This window comes from Streptomyces anatolicus, assembly GCF_019400875.1.
Lineage (GTDB): Bacteria > Actinomycetota > Actinomycetes > Streptomycetales > Streptomycetaceae > Streptomyces > Streptomyces anatolicus.
Window position 1 is genome coordinate 1 of the sequence record NZ_WMBF01000192.1, and the last position, 11,534, is coordinate 11,534.

General features: G+C 70.4%; 9 protein-coding genes and 1 pseudogene. 4 read left to right on the forward strand and 6 right to left on the reverse strand.

The window, feature by feature from the left end; all coding sequences use genetic code 11:
* The 3 genes and pseudogenes from GKQ77_RS18255 to GKQ77_RS18270 all read right to left on the reverse strand — a co-directional run.
* Nucleotides 1-2,810 (reverse strand): RICIN domain-containing protein (locus GKQ77_RS18255; protein WP_219689886.1); only part of this gene is annotated, 2,810 nt, incomplete at its 3' end.
* 286 nt (nt 2,811-3,096) lie between these two features.
* Nucleotides 3,097-3,513: pseudogene (locus GKQ77_RS33455) on the reverse strand (AfsR/SARP family transcriptional regulator); the annotation flags it as partial.
* A gap of 45 nt (nt 3,514-3,558) precedes the next feature.
* Complete coding sequence (locus tag GKQ77_RS18270; RefSeq protein ID WP_219689893.1) at nt 3,559-3,759, reverse strand: AfsR/SARP family transcriptional regulator; 201 nt, start codon at nt 3,757-3,759, stop codon at nt 3,559-3,561.
* Nucleotides 3,760-3,952: 193 nt separating this feature from the next.
* Between GKQ77_RS18270 and GKQ77_RS18275 the strand changes: the two genes are divergently transcribed.
* Both GKQ77_RS18275 and GKQ77_RS18280 read left to right on the forward strand, forming a co-directional pair.
* Entirely contained in the window at nt 3,953-4,879 is a 927-nt protein-coding gene (locus GKQ77_RS18275) for a hypothetical protein (RefSeq protein ID WP_219689895.1), read from the forward strand.
* 97 nt (nt 4,880-4,976) lie between these two features.
* Nucleotides 4,977-6,302, forward strand: coding sequence for a PQQ-binding-like beta-propeller repeat protein (locus tag GKQ77_RS18280; RefSeq protein WP_219689897.1), 1,326 nt, complete (start codon nt 4,977-4,979; stop codon nt 6,300-6,302).
* Nucleotides 6,303-6,325: 23 nt separating this feature from the next.
* On the opposite strand, the gene GKQ77_RS18285 is transcribed toward GKQ77_RS18280, so the two are convergent.
* Complete coding sequence (locus GKQ77_RS18285) at nt 6,326-7,099, reverse strand: polysaccharide deacetylase family protein (protein ID WP_219689899.1); 774 nt, start codon at nt 7,097-7,099, stop codon at nt 6,326-6,328.
* 124 nt (nt 7,100-7,223) lie between these two features.
* Entirely contained in the window at nt 7,224-7,634 is a 411-nt protein-coding gene (locus GKQ77_RS18290) for a hypothetical protein (protein WP_219689903.1), read from the reverse strand.
* A 122-nt stretch (nt 7,635-7,756) separates the two neighbouring features.
* Between GKQ77_RS18290 and GKQ77_RS18295 the strand changes: the two genes are divergently transcribed.
* Nucleotides 7,757-7,900: a hypothetical protein gene (locus tag GKQ77_RS18295; RefSeq protein WP_219689901.1), complete on the forward strand. Its 144-nt coding sequence runs from the start codon at nt 7,757-7,759 to the stop codon at nt 7,898-7,900.
* Nucleotides 7,901-8,115: 215 nt separating this feature from the next.
* On the forward strand, nt 8,116-9,363 hold the full coding sequence (locus tag GKQ77_RS18300) for a polysaccharide deacetylase family protein (protein WP_219689906.1): 1,248 nt from the start codon (nt 8,116-8,118) through the stop codon (nt 9,361-9,363).
* 19 nt (nt 9,364-9,382) lie between these two features.
* On the opposite strand, the gene GKQ77_RS18305 is transcribed toward GKQ77_RS18300, so the two are convergent.
* Complete coding sequence (locus GKQ77_RS18305) at nt 9,383-11,230, reverse strand: transglycosylase domain-containing protein (protein WP_372459917.1); 1,848 nt, start codon at nt 11,228-11,230, stop codon at nt 9,383-9,385.
* Nucleotides 11,231-11,534: the final 304 nt, after the last annotated feature.

The window sequence follows — 11,534 nt, forward strand, 5'->3', positions numbered from 1 at the left end:
GTGCCCCACCAGTTGCCCGGGGGCCGTTGCCAGGAGGTGAGCGGTCCGACGAGCCGGCCGTCGGCGGCGCCGAGCAGGGTGAGCAGGGCGGCCGCCCCGTCCGTCGTCCCCTTGAACATCGCGAGGTCCCGCCGTCCGTCGCCGTTGTAGTCGCCGGAGACGAGATGGCTGTGGGAGAACGTCCAGGTGCCCGGCGGGGCGCTCCACGGCACGGTGGGCACCTGGAAACCGCCGTCGCCGGTGGTCGCGAAACGGAACAGGGAGACGGCCCCGTCGTCGTACCCGTACATCGCGATCAACTCGTCACGGCCGTCACCGTCGTGGTCCCCGGCGGCCAGCTTCACCTGGCTGCCCCACCAGTTGCCGGGGGGCCGCTGCCAGGAGGTGAGCGGCGCGGTGAGGCCGCCGTCGGCGGTGCCGGTGAGGGTGAGCAGTTCGGCGGCGCCGTGCGCGGTGCCCTTGAAGAGCGCGATGTCCTGACGGCCGTCCGCGTCGAAGTCGCCCGTGGTGATACGGCTCTGGGCGAAGTCCCAGGTGCCCGCCGGTGCCCTCCAGGGGGTGGAGGGGACCTCGAAGGCGCCCTCGGGCGTGGTGCGGAAGCGGAAGAGGGTGACGCTGCCGTCGTGGTAGCCGTACAGGGCCATGGCCTCGTCGCGACCGTCACCGTCGTAGTCGCCCGCGGTCAACTGGACCTGGTCGCCCCACCAGTTGCCCGGCGGCCGCTCCCACGACTTGAACGGGGCCGCGTACCCGCCCTCAGCGGTGCCGAGCATCGTGAGCAGCGCGATGGAGCCGTCGCCGTGCCCGCGCAGCAGCGCCGCGTCCCTGCGGCCGTCGCCGTTGAAGTCCCCCGAGGTCATCCGGCTGTACTTGAAGTCCCAGGAACCGGCGGGGGAACTCCACGGCACGCTGGGGGTCTCGAAGCCGCCCGCGCTGTTCGTGGGAAAGCGGAACAGGGAGACGGACCCGTTGTCGTACCCGTACAGGGTGGACAGATCGTCACGCCGGATGTCGTTGCCGGTGCGATCGGGCCGTTGCTGGAAGGCGATCCCCTTCTGATTGGCGCACGTCGACAGCACGATGGGTGCGCCCCGGCGCTCGGCGGAGTTCTCCACCTCGAGGCAGCGCATGGGCGTGGTTGTCCGGGAGAGGATCCACGCGGAATCCGTACGGCTGTCGATCTCGAAGTCGACGCCCGGCGAGCCCGCGCATCCCCACTGTTCGACGCGCGGGGCCGAGGTACCGACAGCACCGCCCGTGCCGCCCGTGGGCGCGTCCGTCCGTACCGCCAGGCACTTGCCGCTGTGCGCGTTCACGATGTTGACGGCGCTCGTCGAGGCGGCCGAGGGCCGGATGAGCCAGCGCGCGCCGGGCTGGCCCTCGCAGTCCCACTGCCGGATCTTCGCCCCGTCGGCGCTGGAGGAGTTCTCCACCTCCATGCACCTGCCGCTGTGTACGTTGAGGAGGTTGACCGGAGCCTCCGCAGCGGAGGCAGCCGAGGCGGTACCGGGCGCCACCAGAACGGCCCCGACGGCCAGCACGGTGACGAGAAGCCACGCGAGCGGCCATCTGCGTACACGTACACGTACACGGATACTGCCACTGCGCATACGGACCACTCCCCGGGCGTCGGACCTGCCGGGCGGAGCCTCACAGGCCGCCCTGACGCCCTGCTGACACGCGGCCACACGGAAATTCATGCCGGATCGTCCAGCTCGCGCAGGAGGGTGCGGACATCGTCCACCTCCGGGTCGGGGGCGTGGATGTCGAGGTAGAGGGCGAGGGCCTGCCGCAACGCCTCCCTGGCCGGGGCGGCCGGTGCGCGCGGCGTGTTCGATGGTCGCCGTCAGCACCGGGTGCTCGTCCGCGAACCACGCGAGGGCCAGGTCGTGCGTGGCGAACTCCGCGGGCCGCGTGCCGTCTGCCGCCGCTGCCGGGCGGAGCGGGTCGCGGTGGGGGAGCAGGAGGCGGTCGGCCGCGTACGCCGTATGCGCGTAGTGATCGAGGACTCGGGTGAGCGCCGCGTCGGCTTCTTCGGCGTGCGCGGCGCTCTCCGCGAGCTCCAGGGCGTACGCATGCAGCAGGTCGTGGCAGGTGAAACGGCCGGGGACGCGCTCCCGGACGAGGTGGTAGGCCTGGAGACGGCGCAGCCGCGTACGGAGCCGGGCGAGCGGCAGAGCGGTGAGACCGGCGGCGACGGGAAGGGCGATGTCGGTGCCGGGTGCCTGGGCGAGCTGGCGGAAGACGCGGGCCGAATCGGGGTCCAGGGCACGGTAGGAGGAGGCGAGGACGGTACGTACGTCGCTGGTCGCCTCGCCGGTCTCCAGGGCGTCGAGCCGGGTCGCGGCGGAGCGCACTTCGGCGGCCAGCGCGGTCGGGTCGAGCATCGGGTTCGTGGTGACGCGGGCGGCGAGAACGCTGATGGCCAGCGGGAGCCCGGCGCAGAGCCGGATCAGCTCCGCCGCCGCGTCGGGTTCCGCGGCGATCCGGTCGGCGCCGAGATGCCGTACGAGCAGGTCGCGCGAGTCCGCGCCGTCGAGCGTGTCCAGGGTGAGCTGCCCGGCGCCGTGGGAGGCGGTGAGGCCGAGGAGCTGGTGGCGGCTGGTGACCAGGACCGCCGCCGCCCCGCGGTGAGGCTGCGGTACAGCGCGGCCTGGGCCTGCGGGGTGGTGGGAAGGGTCGAGGGATCGGCGCCAAGGGATTCGAGGAAGCCCCGCATGACCGTGTAGGGGTCCGCGGTTCGCCGGAGGGCGCGAACCCGCGGAGGTCGGTGTACAACTGCCCGTCGGGAAAGGCGTCTTGCTGCTCATGGGCCCAGCGCAGCGCCAGCCAGGTCTTGCCGACGCCGCCGGTGCCATAGACCGCGGCGATCAGCACGCTCTCGCCGTCCGGCTCGCCCTGAGGCGTCAGAAGCTTGTTCAACCGTACGAGTTCACTTTCACGGCCGGTGAAGAGGGGTGGCGGGGCGGGCAGTTGCCGGGGGACGACGCCTGCGGTGCTGCCGGTCTGCGGCGCCGCGAGCCGCGGATCCGCGACGAGGATTTGCTGGTAAAGCTCCTGCAGGGCGGGCGCGGGGTCGATGCCCAGCTCTTCGGCGAGCCGCCCCCGCAGGCTCTGATAGTGGTTGAGTGCGTCGGCGGGCCGTCCGCCGCGGTACAGGGCGAGCATGAGCTGACCGGCGACGCGTTCGTCCAGGGGCTGCTCCCGGGCACGCGTGGTGAGCCCGGGTAACAGCTCTCCGTGCAGCCCGCCCCGTAATCGGATGTCGACACTGTCCAACTCGGCCGACAGTCGCTCCCGCTCGAGTACTTACCGCAGATCGCAGAACCACGGGGTGTCCACAGTGGCGAACGCGTCCCCCCGCCACAGCGCGAGCGCCCTTCCCATGAGTACGGCCGCCCGCTCGTCGTCGGCCTGCCGGGCCTGGGCGACCAGGTCCCGGAACCGATGGAGATCCACCGTCGCCGGATCGGCCTCCAGCACATAACCGCCGGGTCGGCGCGCGATGACCACCTCCTTGGCGGCGGCGGAGGCCAGCGCCTGACGGAGGCGGGACAATTAGCCGTACAGCGTCCCCCTTGCCCCTCGCGGAGCCCGGTCGCCCCAGACGCGGTCGATCAGCTCGTCGACCGGGACCGTCCGGTTGGCGTCCACGAGCAGGGCGGCGAGCACGCATCGCTGCCGGGTGTGTCCCACCTCCACGACATGACCGTCGACGCGCGCCTCGATCGTGCCGAGCAAGCCGAATTCCACCGACATCCCCACCACCCTCCCGGCCGAGACCCTAGACGCGGTGCGACCACCCCCACCAGCCGGTTCAAGGACTCCATGGGGGCCCGTAGGGTGCCGTCCGCGCAGTTCGAGTGTGCCCCCGGGTCTGCCCGGCCGGACCTCGTCCGAAGGCGCCCGCCGTGTCTAGGCTCGCGCGGACGAGCCGACGGACGGGGCGAGCATGCGCGAGACACAGAGGGCCGCGGAGCGGCAGACGACGGCGCAGGACGCCGCCGGGCGCGGGCCGGCATGCCGCACGGGCCTGGCCGCGCTCCAGCAACGCGCGGGGAACGCGGCGGTGACGCACTGGCTGCAACGTCAGACAGGCGATCTGAAAGAGCCTTACGCCACGAGGCCCACCGAGCACCCCGAGTGGGGCCCGTACCAGGAGCTGACGGAGGCCGCGGGCATCCCCCAGTCCCAGGCCGACGCCGCCTGGCAGCTCCTGCTGGGCGGGGTCGACTCGCAGGGCGCGCTGAACGCCGAGGCCTTGGCGAAGACGAACGTACGCCAGGAGCAGCGGGACCTTCGCGCGTCGAACACGTGGTACCAGGAGTTCGTCAGGCTCATGACCGAACATCTGGAGATCAGGACGCCCACCATGGCCCTGTGGTCGGGCGGCATCGAGACCAGCGACTACGCGTACGGAAAAGGCCACACACCGCTGGAGCGGACCCGGATCGGCGGTGTGCTCAACGTCCTGAAGCTGCACCCGGACTGGAAGCTGAAGACACCGATGTGGAACGTCCTGTCCAAGGCCTTCGTGGCCCGCGCGACCGGCCCCGTCCACATCTTCATGCGCGCCTACGCCCCGGAGAGCGTCCTCATCTCGCAGGAGATCCCCCAACTACGGCTGGTGCAGGAGCTGAATCCGGACGTGAAACTGGTCTGGCACCCGGTGTACACCACGCCTGACGGGCGGTTGCGGGAGATCACGGCGGACTACCAGCTCGTCGACAACGCGGAGTACGGAGGGCGGGATATATGCGTGAGCGTCCTCATTCAATATCTGCGGAAGTTCCACGACGAGAGCAACGCCAAGGCCACCCCCGCACACGAGAACATGGAGAAGCTGATCGTCGCGAACGGCCACAAGGAGGGCGCCTGAGCCGACGGCGTTCGCCGTGAGGAGTACCCCGAAGTCCAGGCAGGGAAAGGGTAGTTATTCTGTCCCCCGCGATGATCAACAGAGGGGGAGAGACCTGGTGAACCACCATTCCATGCGGCTCAGGGGCTTGGCGGCGGTGGCCGCTCTCATACTGACGGCAGGGTGCGGGGGAGCGGAGGAAGACGGCAAGAGCGCGGCCCACGGCGGTGATGCGGGGAAGTCGGCCGTACCGAAGGGCCCCGCCATGCGCGAGGTGAAGGCACCGGTGCGCTTCTCGACGGGGCAGGCCGTCGCACTGCCCGATTCCGCGGGGGCCGGCAACGTCGCCATCGCGGGACTCCAGCACCCGCTGCCCGTCGCCCTGCACAAGGGCATGGTGGTCATCACCCGCCCCGACGGCATGGAGATCGCCAACGGGTACCGGGACGCCGAACCCTCGCTGATCACTCCGAAGCATGAACCCCTCACCACCATCGACGACTTGGGGGCGGTGGTCGGCTCGAACCCCGCACGGCGGCCGATCATCACGGAGCACGAGGGCAAGATCCTGGCGCTGAGCAGCTTGGTCGCCGACGTGCCGGGCTCCGGCACCACCAAGGGCCACCACGAGGTCGAACTCATCGCCGCGGAGCTGGACGCCGACGCGGGCAAGGCCGCCAAGGCCTGGTCGGCGCGGATCCCCCTCGCGGAGTTCGAGTACTCCCTGGACGTGGACGAGGAGGACACGGAGGTGGTCGGGGTCACCGGCGGGATCGCGGCCGTGTACGCGCAGGGGAAGCTGTTCGGCGTCGACCTCGGCAGTCACCGGAAGGTGTGGACGGCTCCGGGGACGTACGCCGATGGAGCCGTGTTGGCGGGCGGCAAGTTGGTGGCTCTGCGCGACCATGAGGGCGACGACCGGCGGCCCGTGGGCCTGGATCCGGCGGACGGCCGCCAGAAGTGGGTCATGGACGAGCTGGCGGCCGATGACCTGACCGCGGCGGGCCCCGGCACGGTCATCGTGGGCGGGTATCTGACAGGGGACGACGAGGGCGAGAAGGAGACTGCCCTGATCGACGCGGCCACCAGGAAGAAGATCCGGACCTTCGACGAGACCGCGCAGACCGGCGACTGCGCCTACGACGGCCGCTCCACGACCGTCTGCACCGGCGGGGACTCCGTGACCGCCTACGACCCCGGAACCGGCAAGGTGCGATGGGCACTGCCCGACAAGTCGGAGAACCGCGTCGCCCCCAAGGTCACCTTGGTGCGGGCGGGCCTGGTGTACGGGACCACGGAGAACGGCCCCGTCGTCCTGGACGCCACCACCGGGGCCGACAAGGAGGACAACCCCGGCATCGCGCCCTACTTCAGTGACGGATACGTCGGCATCGCGCTCGCGGAATCCGACAACACGGTGACGGCCTACCGCGTCGAGCGCTGAGCGGCGCCTGCCGAACGGCGGGGTCAGCGCACCGGGAAGCCGAACGTGTGGCCCTGCTCCTTGAGCCGGGGGAGGAGCCGGCGCAGGGCCGCGACGGTCTGGGTGCGGTCGCCGCCCGCGTCGTGGAAGAGGAGGGTCGGACCGTTGGACAGCTCCCGCTCCACGGTGGCGACGATGACGTCCGTGCCCGGACGCTCGAAGTCCTTGGTGTCCACGTTCCAGCCCAGCGGGCGCATGCCCCGGGAGGCGGCGAGCTTGCGGCTGTACGGGGTGAACGCCCCGCCGGGCGCCCGGTAGTACATCGGCCGTACGCCCCCGGACGCCTTGGTGATCATGCGTTCGGCGTCGAGTATCTGCCGCTTCTGATAGGCCTCGGAATTCTTGTCCATGGCGGTGTCGTGCGACACGGAGTGGTCGCACAGCCGGTGTCCGGCCGCGACCACCTTCTTCACGAGGTCGGGGTGGGCCTGTGCCTGCGTCCCCACCATGCAGAACGTGGCCTTCACCCCGTACTCCCGCAGTACGTCGAGTACTTGAGGGGTCCATACGGGGTCGGGGCCGTCGTCGATGGTGAGGTTGACGCCGCGCTTGCCCTCCTGGGAGGCGTGCGCGATGGTCGCCGCGACCGGCTTGACGTCACCGCCCGACGCGGCCGGTCCGGTGGCCTTCGGCGACGAGCCGCCCGCGGCACCGGCCTGCGCGGTCCATACCGATGCGCCGGTGGCGACCAATGTCACCCCGAGCGCCGCCCCCACCAACTTGCCGTACCAGCCCCGCCCACCGCTGTGCCGTGCCATGTCCGCCCCTCTCGCGCAGTCCCTCGCCCGGCAGGACGAGGCGGAGCGGCCAAGGGATGCGTCCGTTACCGATCACGGACAATTCCGGGAGCGTTCGCGGACAAACTCTCCTGGAGCGGCCGAGCTACGGAGCGGACGTCTTGGTGAGCACCAAGGACGGGGGCTCGTCCGGGGTACGGAACTCCACCGTTCCATCCCCGCTCGGGTAGAGCTGGACGCCGGTGACCTCGCGGAGTCCGCCGTCCTTGATGTCCAGCATGATGAAATCGCTCGACGAGCTGTCGACGTACTCCCACTGGCCGCTGAAGTCACCAGGTCTCGAGGAACCGTCTGTCGACACGGCGGTGGCCGAGAACGTCCCGTCGGAATCGAGCGCGATCTCGCTGCCGGTCTCCTTGTCGCGGTAAACGCCGGGCAGCTCGTCGGGGTCGACCGGGGCCGTACACCCTGAGGTCAGTACCGCGGAAGCGGTCAGCGCGGCGACAAGCCACCGTCGACCTGTCCCCCCGGCTATCCCCGCTATCCCCCCGATCATCACGGCCTCAGCATAACGGCAGCACCTTCGATCGAAGAGTGTCCGCCTGTCCACACCGCGCCGAAGCGGGTACACGGAGAGGTGCACGGTCCGCTCGCCAACCTCGTCATAGGAGAAGAGACATGCCAGGAATGCTGACGAAGCTCAAGGATTTCGTCCGGAGCCCGCAGGGCCGGCGCACCGTTGACCAGGCCCGTCGTGCCTCCGCCGACCCGCGGCGACGGGCCCAGGCCCAGCGGCTCCTCGGCAGGCTGCGCCGCCGCTGACGGCAGCCGGGCGGCGGCCGGGGCCTGCGTGAGGCAACCCGGGGTACTGGAGACCAGCCCGACGGTCCTATATTCATACAAACAATTCACGCGCGGCCCTGCTGCGATGAACACGGGGTAGGACCGCAGTGAGCGAAGCCGACGGCACTGGACCCGCCCGGACCGAGTCCCGCGCCGCCCGCAAGGCGCGCGAGAAGGCGCGTAAGCGCAAGCGGATGGCCGTGGCCGCGGCCGTGCTCGGCCTCGGCGGGGTGGCCACCACGTGTGTGCTCGCCCTCGCGGACTCCTCCGGAAGCCGGAGCGAGGGCCGGCACACCGCGTCCACATCTTCGGGCAGCGCGGCCCAGAAGGCGCGTGCCGCCAAGCGCGCGAAGAAGAGCGAGGAGAAGTGGGACGGCAAGGTCCGGGTGCTGGGCGACGGCTCCACCTCGTACACCGGACCGCAGCGCGGACAGCTCAAGCCCAAGAAGCTGAAGCCCGGCGAGAAGCCGCCGCAGTTCGTGGTCTTCTCCTGGGACGGCGCGCTGGAGGGCGACGACCGCCGCTTCTCCCACTTCCGCCAGGTGGCGCGGGAGAGCAACGCCCACATGACCTTCTTCCTCACCGGCATCTACCTACTGCCGGAGAGCAAGAAGTCGCTCTACCGCCCGCCGCAGCACAACCCGGGCTCGGCCGCCATCTCCTATCCGACCGTCCCGCACATCCAGACCACGCTGGAGCAACTGCGCGGCGCCTGGAAGGACGGCAACGAGATCGGTTCCCACTTCAACGGGCACTTCTGCGGCCCCAAGGGCGGCGGTGACTGGAGTCCCAAGGAGTGGAAGAGCGAGATCGAGCAGACGTACGCGTTCATGAAGAAGTGGAAGACCAACACCGGCTTCACCCAGGAGGCGCCGCTGCCCTTCGACCCGGACCGCGAAGTGGTCGGTGGCCGCGCGCCCTGCCTGGAGGGGCAGAAGAACCTCCTCGCCGCGATCAAGCCGTTCGGCTGGCGCTACGACGCCAGTTCCTCGGGGGACTTCCAGATATGGCCGTCCAAGGTCGACGATATATGGAACTTCCCCCTGCAACTCCTGCCCATGGAGGGCAAAGAGGTGCAAGTCCTCTCCATGGACTTCAACTTCCTCTACCACCAGTCCGGCGACAGCACCCAGGGTGACCCGGCGAAGTTCCCGGCCTGGGAGGCGCAGGTCCGCAACTCGTACATGAACGGCTTCAACCGCGTCTACAACGGCAGCCGTGCCCCGATGTTCGTCGGCAACCACTTCGAGGACTGGAACGGCGGGATCTACATGAACGCCGTCGAGGACGTGATGCGAGAGGTGTGCCCGCGCAAGGGCGTCCGCTGCGTCTCGTTCCGGGAGCTGGCGGACTGGCTCGACGCCCAGGACCCGAAGGTCCTGGCCCGGCTGCGCCTGCTCGACCCCGCGCAGGCGCCGGACTGGAAGTCGCTCGTCAAGTAGCGCGGCCGGGCCTCCGCGCCTACTTGACCGCCTTGATGTAGTCGGCCCACAACCCCACCGCCCGCTCGCTGCCGAGCGTTCCGGGAGCGTCACCGCCCAGCCCCTTCAGCGGCAGCGGCACCAGGTCCTTGAGCGACATGCGGTAGACCACCACGGCCGTGGTCTCGTCCTCGGTGCCTCCCACGAACCAGCCCGCCGTGTTCGCGGTGGTCGTCCCCGTCTTGCCCACGGCACCGGCGTGCGCCCCGGCCGCCGCCTTGGCCGACCCGTCGGTCATGGTGGTCCGCAGCGCGTCCGTGACCGCCCGGGCGGTCTTCTCCGACACCGCCCGGGAGGGCTTCGGCCCGACGAGCGGCACCGCGTCCCCGGCCCGTCTGACCGAGCGCACCGAGTAGGGGTCGGTGTGCATGCCGTCGGCGGCGAAGGTCTGGTAGGCGCCGGCCATCCGGATGGCGCTGGGCGTCGAGTTCTCCCCGAGCGCGAACGCGGGGATCCGCTCCCCGAGACTCGATTCGAGCAGCCCCGCCCGCAGGGCGTACTTCTCCACCCGGTCGAGGCCGACATCGAGACCGAGCTGGAGCATGGGCGTGTTGACGGAGTCGGCGACGGCCTGCCGCAAGGTCACGTTGCCCCAGTCCCGGCCGCCTTCGTTGCGTCCCTTCACCACCTTGCCGCTGCGGTCCCAGTACGGCCCCTCCGGCGTCCGTACGGCGATCCGGTCGTCGCCGTCGTAGACGCTGGCCGGGGAGACGGGTGTGCGGCCCCCCTCACGGGTGCGCTGCACACCGTCCTCGAGCGCGGCGGCGTAGACGAAGGGGGTGAAGACCGAACCGGCCGGAATGGTCGTCGCGTTCGACTGGTTGAACCCCTGCTTCAAGAAGTCGTGGCCGCCGTACACGGCCAGCAGCCGGCCGTCCCGGCCGACGCTCGCCGCGCCGATCCTGGCGTGCTTGTCCGTCCCCGGCCGCCGCTTCGCGTCGAAGTCCTTGTCGACCTTCCGGACGGCCGCGGTCAGGGCCTTCGTGCGCTTCCGGTCGAAGGTCGTACGGATCTGGTAGCCGCCGAGGTCATAGTCGGCGGTCTTGATGTGCCCGGCCTTCATCGCGTGCCGCTTGGCCAGCTCCACCAGATAACCGGTCTGCGCGCCGGGGGTGGTGCCGCCGGACCCCGGCTTCGTGGGCTCCGGGAACTTCTTGTACGTGGCGCGCTCGGCCCGCGTGAGATGGCCGGTCGAGACCATGCGGTCCAGGATCCAGTTCCACCGCTCGACGGCCCGCGCGCGGTTCTCCTCGCCGAGGGCCGGGTCGTAGAGCCCGGCGCCCTTGAGGAGCGAGGCCAGGAAGGCGCCCTCGCTGGGGTTGAGCCGCGAGACGTCCTTGCCGTAGTAGGCGTGCGAGGCGCGCTGGATGCCGTAGGTGCCGCGGCCGAACCAGCTCGTGTTCAGGTAGTCCTGGAAGATCTTGTCCTTGCTCGTGTGGTTATCCAGCTTCACGGCGAGCAGGGCTTCGGTGAACTTCCGGGAGAACGTGCGGTCCTGGCTGAGATAGACGTTCTTCACGTACTGCTGGGTGATGGTCGATCCGCCCTGGGTCTCCCCGCCGGTGACCGCGGCGGTCGCGGCACGCAGGAAACCGGTCGGCGAGACCCCGGAATCCGAGTAGAAGCTCGCGTTCTCGGCCGCGAGGACGGCCCCTCGGACCTTCGGCGGCACCTTGTCCAGCGGTATCTCCTGCCGGATGACCCAGCCGGTGCGGGCCATGACGGTGCCGTCGGACCAGTAGTAGACGTTGTCCTGTTGCGTGGCGAACGAGTTGAGGTCGTCCGGTATGTCCGTGGCGGCGTACGCGATCGCGACGGTGCCGGTCAAGCCGAGGACCACGTACAGGAAGGCGCCCAGCCACTGGCGCCACGAGGGTATCCACCGCCGCCATCCGCTACGGCCCGGCCGGGGGTACGCCGGACGCAGCCGCCGCAGCTGCCCGCGCTGAACCTGCCTGGCATCGCGGTCACGCCGCCGACGGGGCAGGGCGAACTGCGGCGCGACACCATCGATGGCGTGGCCTACAGCGGGCTGCGATACACCTACCTGCTCAGCCCGACGGCGGCCGGCACCGTGCAGGTGCCGGCGCTGGCGGTGACCGCGCAGGTCGGACCGCCCAACGACATCGCAT

Excerpts from the sequence above, each read along its gene's own strand:
- GKQ77_RS18270 (WP_219689893.1), bottom strand. The coding sequence starts at position 3,759 with ATGTCGGTGGAATTCGGCTTGCTCGGCACGATCGAGGCGCGCGTCGAC.
- GKQ77_RS18275 (WP_219689895.1), top strand. The coding sequence starts at position 3,953 with ATGCGCGAGACACAGAGGGCCGCGGAGCGGCAGACGACGGCGCAGGAC.
- GKQ77_RS18285 (WP_219689899.1), bottom strand. The coding sequence starts at position 7,099 with ATGGCACGGCACAGCGGTGGGCGGGGCTGGTACGGCAAGTTGGTGGGG.
- GKQ77_RS18290 (WP_219689903.1), bottom strand. The coding sequence starts at position 7,634 with ATGATCGGGGGGATAGCGGGGATAGCCGGGGGGACAGGTCGACGGTGG.
- GKQ77_RS18295 (WP_219689901.1), top strand. The coding sequence starts at position 7,757 with ATGCCAGGAATGCTGACGAAGCTCAAGGATTTCGTCCGGAGCCCGCAG.
- GKQ77_RS18300 (WP_219689906.1), top strand. The coding sequence starts at position 8,116 with ATGGCCGTGGCCGCGGCCGTGCTCGGCCTCGGCGGGGTGGCCACCACG.